Origin of the sequence: Actinomycetospora endophytica, from assembly GCF_021026375.1 — a bacterium.
GTDB classification, from domain to species: Bacteria; Actinomycetota; Actinomycetes; order Mycobacteriales; family Pseudonocardiaceae; genus Actinomycetospora; species Actinomycetospora endophytica.
This window is the reverse complement of the sequence record NZ_JAJNDB010000007.1, coordinates 55,521-77,220: the sequence shown is the minus strand read 5'-3', so window position 1 is coordinate 77,220 and position 21,700 is coordinate 55,521. Positions and strand designations below refer to the sequence as shown.

At 71.7% G+C, this 21,700-nt stretch carries 23 protein-coding genes and 1 pseudogene; 5 read left to right on the top strand and 19 right to left on the bottom strand.

Annotation, left to right across the window (positions count from 1 at the left end; translation table 11 throughout):
- The 6 genes from LQ327_RS26680 to LQ327_RS26655 form a co-directional block, all read right to left on the bottom strand.
- Complete coding sequence (locus LQ327_RS26680; protein WP_230738855.1) at positions 1-1,779, bottom strand: 3-hydroxyacyl-CoA dehydrogenase family protein; 1,779 nt, start codon at positions 1,777-1,779, stop codon at positions 1-3.
- Positions 1,780-1,899: 120 nt separating this feature from the next.
- On the bottom strand, positions 1,900-3,435 hold the full coding sequence (locus LQ327_RS26675) for an aldehyde dehydrogenase family protein (protein WP_230738854.1): 1,536 nt from the start codon (positions 3,433-3,435) through the stop codon (positions 1,900-1,902).
- Between the two features lie 27 nt (positions 3,436-3,462).
- On the bottom strand, positions 3,463-3,918 hold the full coding sequence (locus LQ327_RS26670; protein ID WP_230738853.1) for an HIT family protein: 456 nt from the start codon (positions 3,916-3,918) through the stop codon (positions 3,463-3,465).
- A gap of 40 nt (positions 3,919-3,958) precedes the next feature.
- Complete coding sequence (nucS, locus tag LQ327_RS26665; RefSeq protein ID WP_230738852.1) at positions 3,959-4,618, bottom strand: endonuclease NucS; 660 nt, start codon at positions 4,616-4,618, stop codon at positions 3,959-3,961.
- A 7-nt stretch (positions 4,619-4,625) separates the two neighbouring features.
- Positions 4,626-5,114 (bottom strand): F0F1 ATP synthase subunit B, encoded by a 489-nt coding sequence (atpF, locus tag LQ327_RS26660; RefSeq protein ID WP_230738851.1) that lies wholly within the window; start codon positions 5,112-5,114, stop codon positions 4,626-4,628.
- A gap of 95 nt (positions 5,115-5,209) precedes the next feature.
- Positions 5,210-6,226, bottom strand: coding sequence for a hypothetical protein (locus LQ327_RS26655; protein ID WP_230738850.1), 1,017 nt, complete (start codon positions 6,224-6,226; stop codon positions 5,210-5,212).
- A gap of 96 nt (positions 6,227-6,322) precedes the next feature.
- Here LQ327_RS26655 and LQ327_RS26650 point away from each other — a divergent pair, with 96 nt between their 5' ends.
- The 3 genes from LQ327_RS26650 to LQ327_RS26640 all read left to right on the top strand — a co-directional run bounded on the left by LQ327_RS26650 (position 6,323) and on the right by LQ327_RS26640 (position 8,704).
- Positions 6,323-6,862, top strand: coding sequence for an NUDIX domain-containing protein (locus LQ327_RS26650; protein WP_230738849.1), 540 nt, complete (start codon positions 6,323-6,325; stop codon positions 6,860-6,862).
- A 58-nt stretch (positions 6,863-6,920) separates the two neighbouring features.
- Positions 6,921-7,724, top strand: coding sequence for a hypothetical protein (locus LQ327_RS26645; RefSeq protein ID WP_230738848.1), 804 nt, complete (start codon positions 6,921-6,923; stop codon positions 7,722-7,724).
- Positions 7,725-7,852: 128 nt separating this feature from the next.
- Positions 7,853-8,704 (top strand): NmrA family NAD(P)-binding protein, encoded by an 852-nt coding sequence (locus tag LQ327_RS26640; RefSeq protein WP_230738847.1) that lies wholly within the window; start codon positions 7,853-7,855, stop codon positions 8,702-8,704.
- On the opposite strand, the gene LQ327_RS26635 is transcribed toward LQ327_RS26640, so the two are convergent.
- Together LQ327_RS26635 and LQ327_RS26630 are read right to left on the bottom strand one after the other, a co-directional pair.
- Positions 8,701-9,048, bottom strand: a complete 348-nt coding sequence (locus LQ327_RS26635; RefSeq protein WP_230738846.1) for a PaaI family thioesterase — start codon at positions 9,046-9,048, stop codon at positions 8,701-8,703. The genes LQ327_RS26640 and LQ327_RS26635 overlap by 4 nt on opposite strands.
- Before the next feature lie 26 nt (positions 9,049-9,074).
- A complete protein-coding gene (locus tag LQ327_RS26630) occupies positions 9,075-11,141 on the bottom strand; it encodes an ethylmalonyl-CoA mutase (RefSeq protein ID WP_230738845.1) in 2,067 nt (688 codons plus the stop codon).
- Positions 11,142-11,301: 160 nt separating this feature from the next.
- On the opposite strand from LQ327_RS26630, the gene LQ327_RS26625 reads away from it, so the two are divergent.
- Positions 11,302-11,598, top strand: coding sequence for a hypothetical protein (locus LQ327_RS26625; RefSeq protein WP_230738844.1), 297 nt, complete (start codon positions 11,302-11,304; stop codon positions 11,596-11,598).
- Between the two features lie 51 nt (positions 11,599-11,649).
- Here the strand turns inward: LQ327_RS26625 and murA are convergent, their stop codons facing one another.
- Entirely contained in the window at positions 11,650-12,930 is a 1,281-nt protein-coding gene (gene murA / locus LQ327_RS26620) for a UDP-N-acetylglucosamine 1-carboxyvinyltransferase (RefSeq protein WP_230738843.1), read from the bottom strand.
- A gap of 102 nt (positions 12,931-13,032) precedes the next feature.
- Here murA and LQ327_RS26615 point away from each other — a divergent pair, with 102 nt between their 5' ends.
- The gene (locus LQ327_RS26615) at positions 13,033-13,623 is read left to right on the top strand and encodes a cob(I)yrinic acid a,c-diamide adenosyltransferase (RefSeq protein WP_230738842.1); all 591 of its coding nucleotides are present in this window, start codon (positions 13,033-13,035) and stop codon (positions 13,621-13,623) included.
- On the opposite strand, the gene LQ327_RS26610 is transcribed toward LQ327_RS26615, so the two are convergent.
- The 10 genes and pseudogenes from LQ327_RS26610 to LQ327_RS26565 all read right to left on the bottom strand — a co-directional run bounded on the left by LQ327_RS26610 (position 13,620) and on the right by LQ327_RS26565 (position 21,681).
- Positions 13,620-14,096 carry a DUF2550 domain-containing protein gene (locus LQ327_RS26610; protein WP_230738841.1) on the bottom strand — a complete coding sequence of 159 codons (477 nt, stop codon included), beginning with the start codon at positions 14,094-14,096 and terminating at the stop codon, positions 13,620-13,622. The genes LQ327_RS26615 and LQ327_RS26610 overlap by 4 nt on opposite strands.
- 55 nt (positions 14,097-14,151) lie before the next feature.
- Positions 14,152-14,538, bottom strand: coding sequence for a F0F1 ATP synthase subunit epsilon (locus LQ327_RS26605; RefSeq protein WP_230738840.1), 387 nt, complete (start codon positions 14,536-14,538; stop codon positions 14,152-14,154).
- Positions 14,539-14,607: 69 nt separating this feature from the next.
- Positions 14,608-16,035 (bottom strand): F0F1 ATP synthase subunit beta, encoded by a 1,428-nt coding sequence (gene atpD, locus LQ327_RS26600; protein ID WP_230738839.1) that lies wholly within the window; start codon positions 16,033-16,035, stop codon positions 14,608-14,610.
- Positions 16,036-16,040: 5 nt separating this feature from the next.
- Positions 16,041-17,048, bottom strand: coding sequence for a F0F1 ATP synthase subunit gamma (locus LQ327_RS26595; RefSeq protein WP_230738838.1), 1,008 nt, complete (start codon positions 17,046-17,048; stop codon positions 16,041-16,043).
- A 14-nt stretch (positions 17,049-17,062) separates the two neighbouring features.
- Positions 17,063-18,631, bottom strand: a pseudogene (gene atpA / locus LQ327_RS26590) (F0F1 ATP synthase subunit alpha); the annotation flags it as partial.
- Between the two features lie 82 nt (positions 18,632-18,713).
- On the bottom strand, positions 18,714-19,541 hold the full coding sequence (locus LQ327_RS26585) for a F0F1 ATP synthase subunit delta (protein ID WP_230738837.1): 828 nt from the start codon (positions 19,539-19,541) through the stop codon (positions 18,714-18,716).
- Positions 19,541-20,140 (bottom strand): F0F1 ATP synthase subunit B, encoded by a 600-nt coding sequence (locus LQ327_RS26580; protein WP_230738836.1) that lies wholly within the window; start codon positions 20,138-20,140, stop codon positions 19,541-19,543. Before LQ327_RS26580 ends, LQ327_RS26585 begins: the two co-directional genes overlap by 1 nt.
- Before the next feature lie 32 nt (positions 20,141-20,172).
- Positions 20,173-20,457, bottom strand: a complete 285-nt coding sequence (locus LQ327_RS26575) for a F0F1 ATP synthase subunit C (RefSeq protein ID WP_230738835.1) — start codon at positions 20,455-20,457, stop codon at positions 20,173-20,175.
- A gap of 97 nt (positions 20,458-20,554) precedes the next feature.
- On the bottom strand, positions 20,555-21,298 hold the full coding sequence (atpB, locus tag LQ327_RS26570) for a F0F1 ATP synthase subunit A (protein WP_230738834.1): 744 nt from the start codon (positions 21,296-21,298) through the stop codon (positions 20,555-20,557).
- Positions 21,295-21,681: a hypothetical protein gene (locus LQ327_RS26565; protein WP_230738833.1), complete on the bottom strand. Its 387-nt coding sequence runs from the start codon at positions 21,679-21,681 to the stop codon at positions 21,295-21,297. The genes atpB and LQ327_RS26565 overlap by 4 nt, the downstream gene beginning before the upstream one ends.
- Positions 21,682-21,700 lie beyond the last annotated feature (19 nt).

Below are 21,700 nucleotides of genomic sequence, written 5' to 3'. Positions count from 1 at the left end.
CTAGGAGTAGTCCCGGAACCCGTGCCCGGTCTTGCGCCCGAGCCGGCCCGCCGTGACCAGGTGCTCCAGCAGCGGGGCGGGCGCGAAGCCCGGCACCCGGAACTCCTGGTAGAGCGAGCGCTCGATCGCCAGCGACACGTCCAGGCCCACCACGTCGAGCAGCGCGAACGGCCCCATGGGCAGGCCGCAGCCGTTCTTCATGGCCGAGTCGATGTCGTCGACCGTCGCGTAGTGCGCCTCGAGCATCGACACCGAGTCGTTGAGGTACGGGAAGAGCAGCGCGTTGACGATGAAGCCCGCGCGGTCCCCGCAGAGCACGGGGTTCTTCTTGATCCGCGCGCAGACGTCCCGGACGGTCGCGGTGACCTCGGGTGCGGTGGTGATCGGGCTGACGACCTCGACGAGCTTCATCACCGCGGCCGGGTTGAAGAAGTGCATCCCGATGACGTCGGCCGGGCGCGAGGTCGAGGCCGCGCACTCCACGACCGGCAGCGAGGACGTGGTCGTCGCGAGGATCGTGCCCGGCTTGCAGACCTCGTCGAGGGCCGAGAAGGCGGCCTGCTTGACGTCGAGGTCCTCGGCGATGGCCTCGACGACGAGGTCGCACTCCGCCAGACCGGAGAAGTCGACCGTGGTCGAGATCTTCCCCAGGGTCTCGTCCCGGGCCTCCTCGGAGAGCTTGCCCTTGACGACGGCCTTCTCCAGCGACTTGCGCACGGCGGCGACGGCGCCGTCGCCCTTGGACTCCGACCGGCCGCGCACGACGACGTCGTACCCGGCCTTGGCGAAGACCTCGGCGATGCCGGTGGCCATGGTCCCGGTGCCGACCACGCCGACCCGGTTGATCGGGCGCAGGGTGGCGTCGTCCGACCCGGGCGGCGGCGGGGTGAGGCCGTCGGCCACGACCTCGGAGGAGCCCGGCTCGGCGTAGGTGTAGAAGCCGCGGCCGGCCTTCCGGCCGAGCAGACCCGCCGTGATCATCTGCTTGAGGATCGGGGCGGGCGCGTGCCGCTGGTTGCGCGACTGCCGGTACATCTCCTCGAGGATCTCGTACGCGGTGTCGAGACCGATGAGGTCCATGAGGGCCAGCGGGCCCATCGGGTAGCCGCAGCCGAACTTCATCGCGGCGTCGAGGTCCTCGCGGCCGGCGTAGTTCGACTCGAACATGCCCACGGCCTGGTTGAGGTACGTGAACAGCAGCTGGTTCGCGATGAAGCCGGCGCGGTCGCCGCAGACGACCGGCGACTTGCCGAGGCGCTCGGCGAGGCCGCGGACGTCCTCGACGACGGCGGGCTCGGTGACGACGGTGCGCACCAGCTCGACCAGCGCCTGGACCGGGGCCGGGTTGAAGAAGTGCATCCCGACGACGCGGCTGGGGCGCTCGGTGCGCACCGACAGCTCGGTGATCGAGAGCGACGAGGTGTTCGACGCGAAGATCGTGTCGGGCCCGCAGACCTTGTCGAGGGCCGCGAAGACCTCGGCCTTGAGCTCGAGGCGCTCGGGCACGGCCTCGACGACGAGGTCGACGTCGGCCAGGTCGGCGAGGCTCGTGGTCACGCGGACGCGGTCGAGCAGGGCGGCCCGGTCGTCCTCGGCGAGCTTCCCGCGCGACACCGCCCGGGAGGTGGAGTGCTCGATGTGCTCCCTGCCGTGGGCGGCCGCGGTCTCGTCCACCTCCACCGCGACGACCTCGATGCCCGCGCGGGCGAACACCTCGACGATGCCCGCACCCATGGTGCCCAGACCGATCACACCCACCCGGGCGAACTCGCGAGCCACGTTCACTGTCCCTTCGTCGACTCCCGGGTCGTCGGCGACCCGGTTCGGGCGATCCTGTCATGCACCTGCGAGGGGCCGTACCCCTCGACCAGGCCCGGTGACGCAGCCCTCCGGGCAGCTTTACCGGTTCCGTCGGTAGATCAGTCCGGCCAGCACCGTCATGGCCTTCACGACCCACCCGGGCCGGTCGAACGTCATGACGTTGATGCTCTTGAACCGCCGCTCGGAGACCGCCAGCGGCCGGGTGAACTCCCGCAGGCCGTCCCGGCCGTGGATGCGTCCGAACCCGGAGTCCCCGACCCCGCCGAAGGGCAGCGAGGGCATCGCGGCGAACGCGATGACGCCGTTGACCGAGACCATCCCGCAGCGCAGCCGCCGGGCGATCTCGTAGCCACGCTTCTTCGCGAAGACCGACCCGCCGAGCCCGTAGCGCGACGCGTTGGCCCGCTCGACCGCCTCGTCGATGTCCCGGACGCGGTTGACGACGACGGTCGGGCCGAACGTCTCGTCGGTGACCGCGATCGAGTCCTCGGGGACGTCGGCGAGCACCACCGGGTCGACGTACGGGGCGTGCACCGACTCGCGGCCGCCGACGACGGCCCGCCCGCCACGGGAGAGCGCGTCGTCGATCTGGTCGGAGATGATCCCGAGCTGGCTGGGCATGGTGATCGGGCCGTAGATCGAGCGGGGCTCGCCGCCCGGGCGCACCGTCGCGGCCCGCTGGGCCACCTTGTCGAGGAAGACCTCGGCGACCGACTCGACGACGTAGACGCGCTCCACTCCGACGCAGGTCTGCCCGGCGTTCGACATCGCGCCCCACACCGCGGCGGCCGCGGCGTCGTCGAGGTCCGCGTCGTGGTCCACGAGCAGGGCGTCCTTGCCGCCGCACTCGACGAGGACCGGGGTGAGCGACTCCGCGCAGGTCGCCATGACCTTCTTCGCCGTGGCCGTCGAACCGGTGAACGCGACCTTGTCCACGCCCGCCCGGCACAGCGCCGCCCCGGTCTCGCCCTCGCCGGTGACGAGGCCGAACACGTGGCCCGCGTCGTCGCGGCCCGGGTCCGTGCCGCGCAGCACCTCGGCGAAGGTGTCGACGAGCCAGCGGCCGACGGTCGGGGTCAGCTCGGAGGGCTTGAAGACGATCGCGTTGCCGGCGGCGAGCGCGTAGACGATCGAGCCCATCGGGGTGAAGACCGGGTAGTTCCAGGGCCCGAGCACGCCGACGACGCCGAGCGGCCGGTACTCGATCGTCGCGGTGTGGTTGACCATGAGCGCGCCCGCCTCGGCCCGACGGCGGCCCAGTGCGGCCTTCGCGTGCTTGCCCGCCCAGTGCAGGTGGTCGATGACGAGGACGACCTCGATGCGGGCGTCGTCGAGGGGCTTGCCGGTCTCGTGGCTGACGAGGGCGGCCAGCTCGTCGGTGCGGGAGATGAGCAGCCGCCGCCAGGCCGCGAGCCGGCTCCGGCGGCCGTCGAAGCCGAGGTCGGCCCACCAGTCCGCGGCGGCGCGGGCCTGCGCGACGACGGCCTTGACCTGCGCCGGGGTGTGCCGCGGGTGGGTGGCGACGACGGAGCCGTCGCGCGGGTCGAGGGAGTCGAACGTGTCCGACCCGGCCGCCGGGCCGGTGCTCGCGGGCTTCGGTGCCGTGCTCGTCATACGGCTGGACGTTACCGGCGGGTACACCTACTCCGCGAGGGGGAGAGACGCCCGCAACCGCGTCGCGACGCCATCGAGGACGTCCCGCTCCATCAGCCGGAACGCGCCGTCGAGCCGCAGGCCGTCGCCCGGGGTGCGCGGCAGGACGTGGAGGTGGACGTGCCAGACCTCCTGGCCGGCCGCGGCACCGTCGGCGAGGAAGAGGTTCACGCCCTCGGCGAGCCCCGCGGCGCGGGCGGCGGCGGCCACCCGGCGTCCGAGCTCCCACACCGCCGAGCCCTCGGCAGCCGTCAGGTCGGTGAGGGCGACGACGTGGCGGCGCGGCACCACGAGCGCGTGGCCGGTGACCGCGGGCTGCACGTCGAGGAACGCGACGGCGTCGTCGTCCTCGGCCAGGAGGCTGCGCTCCGCCCGGCCGGCGACGATCGCGCAGAACACGCACTCGCCGTCGACCTCGGCCGGCAGGACCCGGCGCTTCGCCATCCTGAGAGGCGGCAGTCGGCGGATCGGCGGGAGGCGCACTCTAGAACAGCCGGAACTCGTCCGACTCGATGCCGCGCAGCGCGTCGTAGTCGAGCGTCACGCAGCGGATGCCGCGGTCGGTCGCCAGCACCCGGGCCTGCGGCTTGATCTGCTGCGCGGCGAAGATGCCCGCGACCGGGGCCAGCAGCGGGTCCCGGTTGAGCAGTTCGAGGTAGCGGGTGAGCTGCTCGACGCCGTCGATCTCGCCGCGGCGCTTGATCTCGACGGCGACCGAGCCGCCGGCGTCGTCCCGGCAGAGCAGGTCCACCGGCCCGATCGCGGTGGGGTACTCGCGCCGGACGAGGCTCCAGCCGTCCCCCAGCGTGTGCACGTGCTCGGCGAGCAGCTCCTGCAGGTGGGCCTCGACGCCGTCCTTCACCAGGCCGGGGTCGACGCCGAGGTCGTGCTGCGAGTCGTGCTGGATCTCCTCGAGGGAGATCGTCAGCGTCTCGTCGGCCTTGTTGCGCACCACCCAGGAGCCGGGTTCCTCGGTGAGCCAGCACGGCGGGCTCATCCAGTTGAGCGGCTTGTAGGCCCGGTCGTCGGCGTGGACGCTGACCGAGCCGTCGGCCTTCACCAGGAGCAGGCGGACCGCGCTGGGCAGGTGCGCGGTCAGGCGGCCCGCGTAGTCGACCGTGCAGCGGGCGATGACGAGACGCACGCGGGGATCAGTTCCGCGACGCGGACCGGTTCAGCTCGTCGAGGAAGGAGTCGACCGACGCCTTCTTCGCCTGGTCGGACTGCAGCTCCTGGCGCACGAGGCGGCCGGCGAGCTCGGTGGAGTGGCCCCCGAGCTCGGTCTTGAGCTCGCGCACGACCTGGGAGCGGGCGTTCTCGAGCGACTCCTCGCCGCGGCGGCGGAGGCGCTCGACCTCCTCCTCGGCCTTCTGGCGCATCTCGTCGGCGATGCGCTGCGCGTCGGCCCGGGCGTCGTCACGGATGCGCGCGGCGTCGTTCTGGGCGTTCTCGACGGCCTCGCGGTAGGCGGCCTCGGCCTGCTCCAGGCGCTCGCGGGCCTTGCGGGAGTCCTCGACCTGCTGCTCGATCTCCTGCGCGCGCTTGTCGGTCATCGCCTTCAGCGGCGGCAGCACGTACTTGTAGAGCACGAACAGGATGATCAGGAATGCGAAGACCTCAGCGAGGATCGTGCTAACCATGTGCTCTGCCGTGCTCCCGTTCCGCGGTGACCGGTATCGCCCTGCTCGTGCCGCAGCGTAGCAAGGGGTCGCGTCGCCCGGGCGGCGGAGTGTGATCACGGCGCCGGACCGGCGTCCTCGGTACTGGGTGCCGCGGCCGGCCGCGGGCGGGAGACGACGATCTGCGCGATGCCGACGAGCAGGACACCGATCGTCAGCAGCCGTTCGGCGGGAGGCAGCTCGCGCACGTACCCGTAGATCTGGGTGGCGACGGCGACCACCTGCGCGGCGACCGGGAGCGCGATCGCCCGCCAGCCGGTGATCTCCCGCGGCGCCTGCGGCGCCGAGGGCGTCCGGGTCGCCCCGACGGCCATCAGGAGGGCGCCCGCGCTCCAGAGGAAGTCGTAGGGCCCCTCGTGGGACACCGCGATCGCGGCCGTGACGCTGTAGACGGCGTCGGCCACCGTCAGGCACAGCAGCCCGGCCCCGACCCACGGCCAGCTCCCCCCGAGACGCCAGGACATCAGGGGCAGGCTGCCGAGCACGGCACCGAGCAGCAGCACGTCCCCGACGGGGTAGGCCGCGTCGACGACGAGGCCGAGCGGATCGATCGGGGCGCTCTGCAGCACCGGCACGATCACCAGCACCACCCCGGGGGTCGCCACGATGAGCACGACGACGAAACCGTCGAGCCAGCGGTGCCAGGGGACGTCGAGCACCCGGTTGCGCACCATCAGCACCAGGCCCGCCATGAACAGCGGGTAGGTGGCCAGGTAGAGCACGTCGGTCGGGTTCGGGGCGGGCACGGGCTCGCCGCGCGAGAACATCAGGCCCCAGGCGATCTCGGCGAGGGCGAAGAGCAGCAGCGCCGCCGCGAAGCACCACCAGGCCGCGCGGCCGGGCCCCGGGACGCGGTGCGTCGCGCCCCGGGCGCAGATCGCGCTCGCGGCGAGGATCAGCCCGGCGTGCAGCCAGTCGTCGATGACCGGCAGATCCGGCGCGTCGTTGCCGGCCAGGATCTGGTGCACGGCCTCGACCACCAGCCCGACCAGCAGCACCCCGGCGACCACCCGTCCGGTGACCGGTCGGGCGCCGAGGTCGCGGAGGCGCACGAGCTGTCGCGAGTGGGACACGGGCACGCCTCCGGCTCTGGCATCGAGGAACGTACCGCGCACCGGAGGCCCGCAGGCCCGGGAATGTGCTGACGACCGGAGGGCATGATCGGTCGCGTGGACACGCTCTCGAGCCGCCCGGTGTACGAGAATCCCTGGATGACGGTGCGGGAGGACACCTTCCGGCGTCCCGACGGCGGCGAGGGCCTCTACGGCGTCGTCGACAAGCCGCACTACGCGCTGGTCATCGCGCTGGACGGCTCGGGGCCGACGGCGCGGATGATGATGGTCGAGCAGTTCCGGTACCCGCTCGGCCTGCGCCGCTGGGAGTTCCCCCAGGGCACGGCCCCGGACCGCGCCGCGATGGAGCCGGGCGCGCTGGCGGCGCGCGAACTGCGCGAGGAGACCGGGCTGGAGGCCGGGCGCTGGCTCCCGCTCGGCCTGCTCGACGTCGCGCCGGGCCTGTCCTCGCAGCGGGGGCGGGCGTTCCTGGCCACCGACCTCACCGCGGGCGAGCCCGACCGCGAGGACACCGAGGCGGACATGCGCAGTGCGTGGGTGACCCGCTCGGAGTTCGAGGACATGGTGCGCGCGGGCGAGATCACCGACGCCCAGTCGATCGCGGCCTACGCGATGCTGATGCTCTCCGGCCGGTGAGGCGCGCCAGGGTCCATAGTCACCACGTGGCGCGCCCCGAGGCGGAACACTGGGCCTCATGCCGCTCGTGCGCCTCGGTCCGCTCGCCGTCCCGACGCCCTCCGAGGTCCTGGGCTGGACCGCCGCCACCCTCGAGGTGGGCGTCCGGCTGCCGGGGCAGGTCGACGCGCTGCTCGGCGAGGCCACCCGGCTGCTCGGGGTCCTCGACGGCATCGCGGGCCGGGTCGACGGGCTCGTGGACCGGGCGGACGGCATCGTCGTCGAGATCGAGGGCGTGATCGGCGAGGCCCGGACGATCACCGGCGGCGCGACGGCCGTCGTCGCCGACGCGCGGGGCATCACCCGAGGCGCATCGGAGGTCGTGGAGTCCGCGCGGGGCATCACGACCGGCGCGTCCACCGTCGTCGACGAGGCCGGGGGCATCACCAAGGGCGCCGCGTCCGTCGTCGACGAGGCCCGGGACATCACGACGGGGGCGGCCTCCGTCGTCGAGTCCGCGCGGGGGATCACGTCGGGTGCCGAGGACGTGATGAGCTCCGCCGGCCGGACCAGCCGCGAGGCGCAGGAGCTCCTCGACCTCTACCGGCCGATGCTGGAGCAGGCGGCCCCGCTGACCAAGAAGTTCGTCGACGACCTCGCCCCGGAGGAGATCGAGGCGGCGATCAAGCTGGTCGACGAGCTCCCCGCGCTCGCCCACCACATGACCACCGACATCCTGCCGATCCTGGAGACCCTGGACCGCGTCGGCCCGGACCTGCACGAGCTGCTCGACGTCACCAAGGACCTGCGGCGCGCGATCGACGGCATCCCCGGGTTCTCGTTCCTCAAGCGCCGGGGCGAGTCGCGCGAGGACGACGAGTAGGCGCGCGGGATTCCGCCGGGCTGACCGGCGCCGATGTCGGCATCCGCCGATCCGCCGCGCAGCGAGCCGTCATCGAGGCGCGCCCTGTCGAGGATGGGTGCCACCCACTCCTCGGAAAGGTTCCCTCGATGATCCTCGTGACCGGAGCGACCGGCACCGTCGGACGCGCCCTGATCGACGCGCTCGCCCCCACCGGTGAGCCCGTCCGCGCCATGACCCGCCGGCCCGACTCCGCCGCCCTGCCCGCCCACGTCGAGGTCGTCGCCGGCGACCTCGACGACCCCGACTCGCTCACGGACGCGGTCCGCGACGTCGACCGCGTCTTCCTGGTCTCCACCGGACCCGACGGCCCGGTCCAGGACCGCAACCTCGCCACCGCGGCCGCGAAGGCCGGGGCGGCCCGGATCGTGAAGCTCTCCACCCTCAGCGTCGGCGACCACCGGATCGACGACCCGATCACCCGCTGGCACCGGGCCGGCGAGGACGCCGTGCTGGACGGCGGCGTGCCCGCGACGTTCATGCGCCCGACCGGCTTCATGTCCAACGCGCTGACCTGGGCCCGGACCATCGCCGCGCAGGACACCGTCTTCCACCCGTACGCCGACGGCCGCGTCTCGCTGATCGACCCCCGGGACATCGCCGCCGCGACGGCGACCGTCCTCACACAGCCCGGGCACGAGGGGCAGGCCTATCCGCTGTGCGGGCCTGAGGCGCTCGGGCCCGCCGACGAGGTCGCGGCGCTCGCCGAGGTCCTCGGGCGCCCGCTGCGCTACGTCGAGGTCTCCCCGGAGGCCGCACACCGGGCGATGACCGAGCACGGGATGCCCGCGGAGCTCGCCGACGCCGTCGTCGCGAAGGGCGCCACGACGCTGCAGCCCGGGGTCGCCGGTCCCGACGACGAGCTGCGCCGGCTCATCGCGACCGCCCCGCGCACCTTCCGCGAGTGGGCCCGCGACCACGTAGGTGCCTTCGTCCGCTAGGCCCCGGGAAGAACCGCCTGCGTCTGCGTGGTGCGCGCGACCAGCCGGCCGGACTCGTCGGTGATATCGGTCTGCACGACGACCTGCGTGCGGCCCCGGTGCACCGGGCGCGCCGTCGCCGTGACCGTCCCCTCGCGGACGCCCCGCAGCAGGTTGGTCGCCGACTGCGTGGTCGCCGTCGACGCGCCCTCCGGCAGCCCCAGGTAGGCGCACACGGCCCCGATGGAGTCCGCCAGGGTCATGAGCGCGCCGCCGTGGGCCAGGCCACCCGCCGTCGTGATCGTGATCCCGAGCGTGCCGGTGCGCTGCGCGCCCGTGAGCAGAAATTGATGCCAGAGCGTCAATTTGTGCTCACGGGCGCGAAGCGCACCTAGGCAGGCGCGCCCTCCCGCTCGAGCCCGTGCACCTCGCGGATGACGTCGACGAACTCGCCCATGATCCCGGTCAGCGAGTACGACTTCGGCGTCACCACCCGCTGCACCCCGAGCCGCTGCAGCTGCTCGGCGTCGTTCGGCGGGATGATGCCGCCGACGACGACGGGGATGTCCGACGCGTCCGCCCGCGCGAGCCCGTCGAGGACCGCCGGCACCACCTCGAGGTGCGAGCCGGAGAGCACCGAGAGCCCGACGACGTGCACGCCCTCCTGCACGGCGGCCGCCACGATCTCGCCCGGGGTGAGCCGGATGCCCTGGTAGATGACCTCGAACCCGGCGTCGCGGGCCCGCACGGCGATCTGTTCGGCGCCGTTGGAGTGCCCGTCGAGCCCGGGCTTGCCGACCAGCATGCGCAGCGCCGAGACGCCGAGCTCGTCGGCCGTGCGCCGGACCCGCTCGCGCACCGCGTCGAGGTCGGTGGGCTCGCCGTCGTCGGTCTCCGAGCCGGGAGCCGACGCCGACGACGAGGCCGCCGTGACCCCCGTCGGCGCGCGGTAGGACCCGTAGACGCCACGCAGCGCGCCGGCCCATTCCCCCGTCGTCACGCCGGCCTTGGCGCACTCGAGGGTCGCGTCCATGAGGTTCTCGGAGCCGCCGGCGGCCTCGGTGAGCGCGTCGAGCGCGCGCTTGACGGCCTGGTCGTCCCGGTCGGCCCGCCAGGCGGCGACGGCCTCACGGGCACGCTCCTCGACGTCCGGGTCCGCGACGAAGATCGCGTCGGCGCCCTCGGCCTGCAGGGGGCTGGGCTCGGTGGACGTGAACTTGTTGACCCCGACGACGGTGTCCTCGCCGGACTCGAGGCGCATCCGCCGCCCCGCGAGCGAGGAGACGAGTTGGGACTTCATGTAGCCGGAGTCGACGGCCGCGACCGCGCCGCCCATCTCGGCGACCTTCGCGATCTCGGCCCGGGCGCCCTCGACGATCGAGGCCGTCTTGGCCTCCATGACGTGCGAGCCCTCGAAGATGTCCTCGTAGTCGAGCAGGTCGGTCTCGTAGGCGAGGACCTGCTGCATGCGCAGCGCCCACTGCTGGTCCCACGGACGCGGCAGGCCGAGGGCCTCGTTCCACGCGGGGAGCTGGACGGCACGGGCGCGGGCGTCCTTGGACAGCGTCACCGCGAGCATCTCGAGCACGATGCGCTGGACGTTGTTCTCCGGCTGCGCCTCGGTCAGGCCCAGCGAGTTGACCTGCACGCCGTAGCGGAAGCGGCGCATCTTCGGGTCGGTGACGCCGTAGCGCTCCTGGCAGAGCTCGTCCCAGAGCTGCGCGAACGCCCGCAGCTTCGCGATCTCCTCGATGACGTGCAGCCCGGCGTTGACGAAGAACGAGATGCGCCCGACGACCTTGCCGAAGTCCTCCTCGGGGACCTGACCCGAGTCGCGGACGGCGTCGAGGACCGCGATCGCCGTCGAGATCGTGTAGGCGACCTCCTGCGTCGGCGTCGCCCCGGCCTCCTGCAGGTGGTAGCTGCAGATGTTGATCGGGTTCCACTTCGGGACGTTCGACACCGTCCACGCGATCATGTCGGTGATCAGCCGAACGCTCGGCGCGGGCGGGAACGCGTACGTCCCGCGCGAGAGGTATTCCTTGACGATGTCGTTCTGCGTGGTGCCGGAGAGCTTCGCGCGGGTCTCCTCGACGGACTGACCGCCGGCTTCCGCCTGCTCGTCGGCCACCGTGACGTAGAGCGCGAGCAGCCACATGGCCGTCGCGTTGATCGTCATCGAGGTGTTGGCCTCGTCGAGCGGAATCTGGTCGAACAGCGCCCGCATGTCGCCGATGTGCGAGACCGGGACGCCGACCTTGCCGACCTCGCCGCGGGCGAGCTCGTCGTCGGGGTCGTAGCCGGTCTGGGTCGGCAGGTCGAACGCGACCGAGAGCCCGGTCTGGCCCTTGGCGAGGTTGCGCCGGTAGAGCTCGTTGGACGCCTTCGCCGACGAGTGGCCGGCGTAGGTCCGCATGACCCAGGGGCGGTCACGGGAGTCGTCGGTCGGGTACGGCATCTGATACCTCCGCGCAGGGGACCCGGAGAGGTTACCGGCGGGTCATCCGAAGTCTGCACATGCTGTGCTCCACGGAATCGGTCACGATGACGGAGGAGACGGCCCGGAGCGCATGCTCGGCCTGATCGGACGGGACGCACCAGTCGGACGGAGGGGCCGCATGATCGGCTCCATCGACGAGATCCTCACGGCACTCGCCGTGATGATGCTGCTCGCCGGGCTGCTGCGCTGGACCTTCGGCTCGGGTCCCAAGGGCGCGGTGCCCGGTGACGACGGCGACGTGGGCCTGCTCGAGACGGTCGCGACGGTGCCGACCCGCGAGGCGGCCGAGGTGCTGGCCGCACGCCTGGCCCGCGAGAAGGTGCGCGCGACGATCGCCCACGACGAGGGCGGCTGGAACCTGCTGGTGTTCCCGCAGGACGCGGACGACGCGAAGGTGGCCCTCCGGGCCTCGTGAGTACTTGTGGTGGCTATAGCCACCACAAGTACTCACGAGCGCGAAGCGCACCTACCGGACCGGCGGCGCGTTCACCCGCCGGATGTCCCCGCCGAGCGCGGTGAGGTTCTCGACGAACAGCGGATAGCCGCGGTCGATGTGGGCCACGTCCCACACCTCGGTCTCGCCGTCCGCCACCAGCCCGGCGAGCACCAGGCCGGCCCCCGCCCGGATGTCCGAGGCCCACACCGGCGCCGACGAGAGCCGCTCGACCCCGCGGACCACCGCGTGGTGGCCGTCGGTGCGCGCGTCCGCCCCGAGCCGGACCATCTCCTCGACGAACCGGAAGCGGCCCTCGAAGACGTTCTCGGTGATCATCGAGGTGCCGTCGGAGACCGCGGAGAGCGCGATCGCCATCGGCTGCAGGTCGGTCGCGAAGCCCGGGTAGGGCAGCGTCACCCAGTCCACGGAGCGCGGGCGCCCGCTGCCGACCACCCGGAACCCCTCGCCGACCGGCTCCACCGTCGCGCCGGCCTGCATGAGCTTGTCGAGCACGAGGTCGAGGTGGTGCGGGTCCACGCCCTGGACGGTGACGTCGCCCGAGGTGATCACCGAGGCGAACGCCCAGGTGGCGCCGACGATCCGGTCGCCGATGACGCGGTGGGTGGTCGGCGTCAGCTCGGCGCCGCCGTGCACGGTCAGCGTCGACGTCCCGCCGCCGGAGATCTTCGCGCCCATCTCCTGCAGCATGCGGACCAGGTCCACGATCTCCGGCTCGCGCGCGGCGTTGTCGATGACCGTGGTGCCCTCGGCGAACACCGACGCCATGAGGATGTTCTCGGTCGCGCCCACCGAGGGGAAGTCCAGCCAGACCTGCGCACCCCGCAGCGCGACGCCGGGCCCGTCGGCCTCCGCGACGACGCAGCCGTGCGAGATCTCGGAGCGTGCCCCCAGCAGCCGCAGGCCGGCCTGGTGCATGTCGAGCGGGCGCGAGCCGATCGCGTCGCCGCCGGGCAGCGGCACCACGGCACGCCGACAGCGCGCCACCAGGGGGCCCAGCACGCACACCGACGCGCGCAGCCGCGACACCGAGCGGTAGTCGGCCTCGGGGTTCAGCTCGGCGGGCACGTCGATCACGACGACGTCCCCGTCCACGGCCACCTCGCACCCGAGGCTGCGCAGGACGTCACCCATCAGGGGCACGTCGAGGATCCGGGGGCAGTTGGTGATCGTCGTGCGGCCCTCGGCGAGCAGGGCCGCGGCCATCAGCTTGAGCACGCTGTTCTTGGCGCCGACGACGTCCACCGTCCCCGCCAGGGGGCCCGCCGAACGAACGACGAAGTGCTCATTCACGCTCGGCGACGCTACCGCCCGCGCTTCGGGCCCCCTCCCCCGGCCGCCCGCCGGCGCCCGGCGTGTCCGGGTCAGCCGCCCGGACCGCCCTAGACTGACCCCGTGGCCGTTCACCTGACCCGCATCTACACGCGCACCGGCGACGACGGGACGACCGGTCTGTCGGACTTCTCCCGGGTCCCCAAGACCCATCCCCGGCTCGACGCCTACGCCGACTCCGAGGAGGCCAACGCGGCCATCGGGGTCGCCCTCGCCGTCGGGAACCTGCCGGAACGGATCGTCGGGCCGCTGCAGCAGATCCAGAACGACCTGTTCGACGTCGGGGCCGACCTCGCCACCCCGGTCACGGAGAACCCGGAGTACCCGCCGCTGCGGGTCACCGAGGCCCAGGTGGAGCGACTCGAGGGATGGTGCGACGAGTTCAACGAGGAGCTGACCAAGCTCAACTCGTTCATCCTGCCGGGCGGGACGCCGGGCGCGGCGTACCTGCACGTGGCTCGGGTCGTCACGCGCCGGGCGGAACGCGCCACGTGGGCGGTGCTCGAGGCCGATCCGGACCGGACCAACGTGGCGCCCGCGCGCTACCTCAACCGGCTCTCGGACCTGCTGTTCATCTTCGGCCGGGTCGCGAACCCCGGCGGGGACGTGCTCTGGGTGCCGGGCGGCCCCGAGGCCCAGGCCCAGGAGGCCTAGGACGCCTGCCGGTACCCCGTCGAGCGGCCCGGGGGCGTCGACTCCAACCAGGACGAGAACCCGGTGAGGACGTCGACGCTCATCGCGAGCTCGTAGGTGCCCCCGGAGGTGCGACATCGCAGCACCGTCGCGCCCGGGGGGTGCAGTTCGGTCGCTCGCGGGGCCCGGCGGTCGACGATCTCGACGTCGAAGCGGTCGAGGACCACGTTGGGCCCGGACCGGAGCCCGCTGACCCGGTACCAGCGGAACTGGTCGCCGCGGTAGCGGGCGATCCCGGAGTGCCAGCCGCGCTGGTCCTCCGCCGCCGTGGGTGGGGTGGACGTCGCGTCCGCTGCCGGTGCCCGGCGCAGCGCGACGTCCACCCCGCCCCGACGGAGCTGCTGGAGACGGCGCAGGGCCACGAGGGCGAGCAGCAGCAGGACCGCCGCCACCACGACGAGCACGACCTCCACGATCACCCCGGAGGTCGTCATGCTCGTCGTGCCATCGTGGGTCGGGCCTGCACTCGCCTCGGTTCCGCCCGCTCGCCTACTCGGCGGCCTGGCCGGCCGCCGCGAGCCGGGCCTCGGCCCGGGCCTTGGCCGCGCGTCCCGCCGCGTCGTCGGTGTCGGCGCGGTCGCGGTCCTGCTGGGCGGCGGAGACGTCGATCTGGTCGCCGAGCTCCGCCTCCTCGGCCAGGATCGTCAGCTTCTCGCCGTCCATCGAGAGGAAGCCCCCGAAGACGGCCACCCGGACCGACTCGCCGTCGCTCGGGTCGATCCGCACCATGCCGGCGTCGACGAGCTGGGCGATGAGCGGCTCGTGGCGGGGCAGGATGCCGATCTCGCCCACGCTGGTGCGCGCGAAGACGAACTCGGCCGTGCCGGACCACACCTTCCGCTCCACCGCCACGAGATCGACCTGCATCTCGGCCACGGAGAAGTCCTTTCGTCAGGCGGTCCCGGGCGGGGCGCGCGATCGCACGCCCCACCCGGGGAGAGCGGATCAGTCGTTGTACTTCTTCTGGTTCTCCTCGACGTCGTCGAGGTCACCGCACATGAGGAACGACTGCTCGGCGTAGTCGTCGTACTCACCCTTGGCGATCTTGTCGAACGCCTCGACGGTGTCCTTGACGTCGACGAACGAGCCCGCCTCGCCGGTGAACTGCTCGGCGGCGTACATGTTCTGACCGAGGAAGCGCTCGATGCGCCGCGCGCGGGCGACGGTGAGCTTGTCCTCCTCGGAGAGCTCGTCGATGCCGAGGATCGCGATGATGTCCTGCAGGTCGTTGTACTTCTGCAGGATGCGGATGACCTCGCGCGCGACGCGGTAGTGCTCGTCGCCGACGAACTGGGGGTCCAGGATCGTCGAGGTGGAGGTCAGCGGGTCCACCGCGGGGAAGATGCCCTTGGCGAACACGTTGCGGGAGAGCTCCGTGGTCGCGTCCAGGTGGGCGAACGTGGTCGCCGGGGCCGGGTCGGTGTAGTCGTCGGCGGGCACGTAGATCGCCTGCATCGAGGTGATCGAGCGGCCCTTGGTCGAGGTGATGCGCTCCTGGAGCTCACCCATCTCGTCCGCGAGCGTGGGCTGGTAGCCCACGGCCGACGGCATGCGGCCGAGGAGGGTCGAGACCTCCTGGCCGGCCTGCGTGAAGCGGAAGATGTTGTCGATGAAGAGCAGCACGTCCTGGTTCTGCTCGTCACGGAAGTACTCCGCCATCGTCAGCGCCGACAGCCCGACGCGCATGCGGGTGCCCGGGGGCTCGTCCATCTGGCCGAACACCAGGGCGGTGTCCTTGAGGACGTCCGCGTCGCCGAGCTCGACCCAGAGGTCGTTGCCCTCACGGGTCCGCTCGCCCACGCCGGCGAACACCGAGGTGCCGCCGAAGTTCCGGGCGATGCGCTGGATCATCTCCTGGATGAGGACCGTCTTGCCCACACCCGCGCCGCCGAACAGGCCGATCTTGCCGCCCTGCACGTAGGGGGTGAGCAGGTCGACGACCTTGAGGCCGGTGACCAGCATCTCGGTGCGGCCCTCGAGCTGGTCGAAGGGCGGCGGGTCGCGGTGGATCGACCAGCGCTCGGCGTCGTCGGCGTAGCCCGGCTGGTCCAGGCACTTGCCGAGGGCGTTGAACACGTGGCCCTTGACGACGTCGCCGACCGGCACGTTGATCGAGGAACCGGTGTCGGTGACCTCGGTGCCGCGGACCACGCCGTCGGTGGGCTGCATGGCGATGGTGCGGACCTGGTTGTCGCCCAGGTGCTGCGCCACCTCCAGGGTCAGCATCTTCGTCTCACCGTCGAGGGTCAGGTCGAAGGTGAGGGCGTTGAAGAGGTCCGGCACGGAATCGCGCGGGAACTCGACGTCGATGACGGGACCGAGCACGCGGGCGATGCGCCCGGTGCCGGCCTTCTGCTCGGTTGCCTGCGTCATGGGTGTCACTCCCCTGCCGTGGCGAGGGCGTCGGCACCACCGACGATCTCGCTGATTTCCTGGGTGATCTGCGCCTGACGAGCCTGGTTGGCCTCGCGGGTCAGGTCGTCGATGAGGTCGTTCGCGTTGTCGGTGGCGGCCTTCATGGCCCGCCGCCGCGCCGCCGACTCGGAGGCCGCCGCGTCCAGGAAGGCCGCGAACACCCGGGTCCGGAGGTACTTCGGGAGCAGCACGTCGAAGAGCTGGTCGGCCTCGGGCTCGAAGTCGTACTCCGCGTCCTGAGACGACGGGGCGTCCTGAGACGACGAGGCGTCCCCGGAGTCCTCCGCATCGGAGGGGTCCCCGAGCTCCTCCAGCGACAGCGGCGCGACCTGGCGCGCCTCGGGCGTCTGGCTGAGCATGGTGGCGAAGGCGGTGTAGACGACGTGGAGCTCGTCCACCCCGGTGAGGCCCTGGACCTCCTCGGGGGCGACGACCGCCGGGTCCTCGTCCTCCGCGGGTGCCTCGATCGTCTGATCGCCGCCGGCGAGGAACGCCGCGGCGAGCGAGTCGGCGACCGAGACCGCGTTCTCGTACTGCGGCAGCTCGGAGAACCCGGTCCAGCTCTGGGCGATGTCCCGACCGCGGAACCGGAAGAAGTCCCGGCCCTTGCGCCCGACGACGAACAGCATCGGCTCGTGGCCGGCCGCGGTGATCTCGGCGAGCCGCTTGTTCGCGAGCCGCAGCGTGTTGGCGTTGTAGCCACCACAGAGCCCGCGGTCGCTGGTCACCACCAGCACGCCCACCCGCCGGATCTCCTCCCGCGGGACGAGCAGCGGGTGGTCGGTCGCGGCCGCCTTCGAGGCCTGGGTGAGGACGTTCGTGAACTCCGCCACGTAGGGACGGGAGTTCTCCACCCTCGCCTGGGCCTTGGAGATCCGCGAGGTCGCGACGGTCTCCTGGGCCTTGGTGATCTGGGCGATGTTGCGCGACGACCTGATGCGTCGCCGCAGCACGCGCAATGAAGCCGGCATCCGCTACCTCAGCTCTCGGAAGCGACGACCGAGGACCCGTCCGAGGCCTCGAACGACTTCTTGAACTCGGTGACGGTATCGGTCAGACGCTTCTCGTTGTCCTCCTGGAGCTTCCCGGTGTCACGGATTTCCGAGAGAATCTCGGCACCGTTGCGCTGGAGGTACTCCAGGAACTCGCTCTCGAAGCGGCGGACGTCCTCCGCGGGCACCGAGTCGAGGTGACCACGGGTGCCGAGGAAGATCGCCGCGACCTCCTGCTCGACCGGGTACGGCTCGCCCTGGCCCTGCTTGAGCAGCTCCATGAGGCGCTGACCGCGGTCCAGCTGGGCGCGCGAGGCGGCGTCGAGGTCCGACGCGAACGCCGCGAACGACTCGAGCTCGCGGTACTGCGCCAGCTCCACGCGCAGCGACCCGGCGACCGACTTCATCGCCTTGATCTGGGCGTCACCACCGACGCGGGACACCGACACACCGACGTTGATGGCCGGCCGCTGCCCCTGGTTGAACAGGTCCGACTCGAGGAAGCACTGGCCGTCGGTGATCGAGATGACGTTCGTCGGGATGTAGGCCGAGATGTCGTTGGCCTTCGTCTCGATGATCGGCAGCCCCGTCATGGACCCGGCGCCCAGCTCGTCGGAGAGCTTCGCGCAGCGCTCGAGCAGCCGCGAGTGCAGGTAGAAGACGTCGCCCGGGTAGGCCTCGCGGCCCGGCGGGCGGCGCAGCAGCAGCGAGATCGCGCGGTACGCCTCGGCCTGCTTCGACAGGTCGTCGAAGATGATCAGGACGTGCTTGCCCTGGTACATCCAGTGCTGGCCGATGGCCGAGCCGGCGTAGGGGGCGATGTACTTGAAGCCCGCCGGGTCGGAGGCCGGGGCCGCGACGATGGTGGTGTACTCCATCGCGCCCGCGTCCTCGAGAGACGCCTTGACGCCCGCGATGGTCGAGCCCTTCTGGCCGACCGCGACATAGATGCAGCGCACCTGCTTGTCGGGATCCCCGGTCTCCCAGTTCTCCCGCTGGTTGATGATGGTGTCCGTGCAGACGGCGGTCTTGCCCGTCTTGCGGTCACCGATGATCAGCTGGCGCTGGCCGCGGCCGATCGGGGTCTGCGAGTCGATGGCCTTGATGCCGGTCTGCAGCGGCTCACCGACCGACTGCCGCTGGACGACCGAGGGGGCCTGCAGCTCGAGGACGCGGCGCTCGGTGTCCGCGATCTCGCCCTGGCCGTCGATGGGCTCGCCGAGCGGGTTCACGACCCGGCCGAGGAAGCCGTCGCCGACCGGCACCGAGAGGACCTCGCCGGTGCGGCTGACCTGCTGGCCCTCCTCGATCTGGTCGAAGTCGCCCAGGACGACGACGCCGATCTCGCGCTCGTCGAGGTTGAGGGCGAGGCCCAGCGACCCGCTGGGGAAGCGCAACAGCTCGTTCGTCATCGCCGACGGCAGGCCCTCGACGTGGGCGATCCCGTCCCCGGCGTCGACGACGGTTCCGACCTCCTCGCGGGACGATTCCGCCGAGAAGGACGACACATAGTTCTCGATCGCGCTCTGGATCTCGTCCGAGGAGATCGTCAGCTCCGCCATGGTTCCCTGCTAACTGTTCTCACGACTGCTGATGGTCTGGGGGATGGGCAGCCCGCCCCGGTCCTGCCGGAGCGGACCGCGCTCACGTCGGGAAGGCGTCGGCCGCACCACGCAGATGACGGGCGACGCTGCCGTCCAGCAGCTCACCGCCCACCCGCACGACCAGGCCACCCAGGATGTCGGGGTCGACGTCGGACTGCACCGAGATCGACCGGCCGTACAGGCGGGACAGCACGTCGCCGAGCCGGTCCTCCTGCTCCTGCGAGAGGGCGATCGGGGCGACCACCCGGGCGATCGAGCGGTCCCGGCGCGCCGCCGCGGCGTCCGCGAGACGCTCGGCCGCGTAGTCGAGAGCCTTCGAGTACGGGTGACGCACGATCTGCTCGAGCAGACGGTGGGCGGTCGGCGTGACCTTGTCGCCCAGCACCCGCGAGAGCAGGCCCACCCGCTTGTCGGCCGGCGTGGTGGTGTCCGCCAGCAGCGTCCGCAGCTGCGGCTCGCGCTGGAGGATCCGGCCGAACCGGAACAGGTCGTCCTCGGTGTCGGAGAGCGTCCCGTCCTTCTCGGCGGCCGCCAGCGCGGCGGTGCGGCCGATGGTCTCGACGGCCTCCACCAGGTCGGTCGGCGAGCTCAGCCGCGTCTGGACCAGCGTGGTCAGCAGCTGCACCGTCGTGGCGTCGAGCTTCGAGGAGAAGAGGTTCTCCACGAGGCCGCGACGCAGCGACGCCGAGCCGGTCGGGTCGACGAGGTGACGGCGCAGCTCGATGTGCTCGGTGAGCACCCGCGCCACGCCGTACAGCTCGTCCGACACCTGGGCCAGGTGCGCCGTGGTGCCCGACGTGGGGTCCGACACCACCCGCTCGAGCGCTTCGGTGGCGTTGTCCACGGCCCCCTGGCTCGCGCTGTGCATCAGCCCTCCCCGGGCTCGGTTGTCGCCGACCCCGCGCCGGAGCCGGCCGCGACCGTGCTCGCCGAGGAACCGCCGGAGGACGACCCCGACGAGTCCAGCGACCGCACGTACGACTCGGTGGTCGAGCGCGCGGCGGAGTCGTCGGAGATCGACCGCCCGAGGATGCGCTCCGCGAGGGTGCGCGACAGGTCGGGCAGCTTCTCCTGCAGGTCACCGCGGGCCCGGGTCCGCTGCGTGTCGAGCTCGCGCTCGCCCCGCTGACGGATCTCGGCGATCTCCCGCTCGGCCTGGCCGCGCTGTTCGGCGGCCTGCTCCCGGGCGGTGCCCCGGGCCTCGTCACGGATGGACGAGGCCTCGTTGCGGGCCTCCGAGAGCACCTCGGCGTGCCGGTTCTCGGCCTGACGGTACTGCTCGTCGGCCTGCTCCCGGTCGCGCTGCAGCTGCCGGACGCGCTCCGCCCGCTCCTCCATCGCCTGCCGGATCGGCGGGACGATGAACTTGGCGATCAGGAAGAAGACGACGACGAACAGGATCAGGATGTAGAAGAACGTGCCGTTGGGGAGCAGGAAGTTCTGGCTGCTGCCCCCCTGCGCCAGCACGGCTTCCGTGCTCGGCTGTGCGGCCACGTGAATCACCCGGCGAGCACGAACACGAACAGAGCCATGAACGCCAGGTTGATGAAGTACATGGCCTCGACCAGACCGACGGTCAGGAAGAAGATGTTGAACAGGCGGCTCTGGGCCTCGGGCTGACGGGCGACACCCGCGATGGTCTGGGCACCGACCAGACCGTCACCGATGGCCGCGCCGATCGCGCCGCCGGCCAGAGCGATGCCACCGCCGATGAACGCGCCACCGGACCGGAGACCGGTCGTGGGGTCGCTGCCCTGGGCGAGGACGGACTGCACGAGCGACATGACACTCCTTGGAGTTCGTTGGGTGGAGATGGTCGTGGGGTTGCGGGGATTTCGACGAGCCGCCCGACCGCCGGGTGCGATCGGCACACGCGAAGGCCTAGTGGCCCTCCTCGCTCACGGCCGGTCCGAAGAACTGCATGATGGTCAGCAGCGCGAAGATCAGCGCCTGGATCGCGCCGATGAACAGGTCGAACAGCTTCCACGCGGCGTTCGGGAGCCAGAGGCCCCACCACGGGATCAGCGCGATCACCGACAGCATGATCACGCCAGACAGGATGTTGCCGAACAGTCGCAGCGAGAGCGAGATCGGCTTCGCGATCTCCTCGATGATGTTCAGCGGCGCGAGTGCGACGTAGGGCTGGACGAACCGGCGCAGGGTGCGCGTGCCCTGCTCGCGGAAACCCCAGACCCACGCGGACACGAACACGAAGATCGCGAGCGCGTAGGCGGTGTTGACGTCCGACGTCGGCGGCTTGAGCAGTTCGGGGTGACCGCTGGGGATCACGCCGAGCCAGTTCGAGAAGAGGATGAACGCGAAGAGCGCGATGGTCAGCGGCGCGAGGTACTCGGCGGGCCGCCGGCCCATCCGGCCCTGCACCTGATCCACCATGTAGCCGGTGAGGGCCTCGTAGGCCATCTGCACCTTGTTCGGAACGGCGGACGTCACACGGCCCCGGACGTAGAACCCGGCGCCGATCACGATGACCGCGGCGATGGTCGCGGTCCACATCGTGTCGCCGTTGAATGTCATACCGAGGAACTCGAACTGCCCGACGTGCTCGCTCGGGGAGATCGAGGAGCCGCCTTCGGCGGCGGCAACGGACAAGAATCCGGTCGTCACTTGCGGAGCTCCTTGAGCGCAGGCACGGATCCGACGATCGTGTTGATGACCTGGAACAGCGCCAGCCCGAGGAACGTCCCCAGGCCGGTCGGGAAGAAGATGAGTGCGAGCGCGACGGACACCGCGGTGACGAGGGCCAGTCGTGCTCCGACGCCACGCACGAGCGCCGCCTTGCTGGGCAGGTCCTCCGCCGACTGGCGCAGGACCGACCGCTGGACCATGAGGGCGTTCGCCGCCCCGAGCAGGAGACCGAAGCAGCCGAACGCGGCGATGCCCGCGGCACCGAAGAGGTAGCCCGCGACGAGACCGAGCACGCCGAGGACGACCGCCACGATCAGGGACGTCCGGAAGGCCTCACGCGTGGCCCCGGGAACAGTCAGCATCGGTGCATGACCGAGGGGT

Excerpts from the sequence above, each read along its gene's own strand:
- LQ327_RS26675 (WP_230738854.1), bottom strand. The coding sequence starts at position 3,435 with ATGACGAGCACGGCACCGAAGCCCGCGAGCACCGGCCCGGCGGCCGGG.
- LQ327_RS26670 (WP_230738853.1), bottom strand. The coding sequence starts at position 3,918 with ATGGCGAAGCGCCGGGTCCTGCCGGCCGAGGTCGACGGCGAGTGCGTG.
- atpF (WP_230738851.1), bottom strand. The coding sequence starts at position 5,114 with ATGGTTAGCACGATCCTCGCTGAGGTCTTCGCATTCCTGATCATCCTG.
- LQ327_RS26645 (WP_230738848.1), top strand. The coding sequence starts at position 6,921 with ATGCCGCTCGTGCGCCTCGGTCCGCTCGCCGTCCCGACGCCCTCCGAG.
- LQ327_RS26640 (WP_230738847.1), top strand. The coding sequence starts at position 7,853 with ATGATCCTCGTGACCGGAGCGACCGGCACCGTCGGACGCGCCCTGATC.
- LQ327_RS26630 (WP_230738845.1), bottom strand. The coding sequence starts at position 11,141 with ATGCCGTACCCGACCGACGACTCCCGTGACCGCCCCTGGGTCATGCGG.
- LQ327_RS26625 (WP_230738844.1), top strand. The coding sequence starts at position 11,302 with ATGATCGGCTCCATCGACGAGATCCTCACGGCACTCGCCGTGATGATG.
- LQ327_RS26610 (WP_230738841.1), bottom strand. The coding sequence starts at position 14,096 with ATGACGACCTCCGGGGTGATCGTGGAGGTCGTGCTCGTCGTGGTGGCG.
- atpD (WP_230738839.1), bottom strand. The coding sequence starts at position 16,035 with ATGACGCAGGCAACCGAGCAGAAGGCCGGCACCGGGCGCATCGCCCGC.
- LQ327_RS26595 (WP_230738838.1), bottom strand. The coding sequence starts at position 17,048 with ATGCCGGCTTCATTGCGCGTGCTGCGGCGACGCATCAGGTCGTCGCGC.
- LQ327_RS26585 (WP_230738837.1), bottom strand. The coding sequence starts at position 19,541 with ATGCACAGCGCGAGCCAGGGGGCCGTGGACAACGCCACCGAAGCGCTC.
- LQ327_RS26575 (WP_230738835.1), bottom strand. The coding sequence starts at position 20,457 with ATGTCGCTCGTGCAGTCCGTCCTCGCCCAGGGCAGCGACCCCACGACC.
- LQ327_RS26565 (WP_230738833.1), bottom strand. The coding sequence starts at position 21,681 with ATGCTGACTGTTCCCGGGGCCACGCGTGAGGCCTTCCGGACGTCCCTG.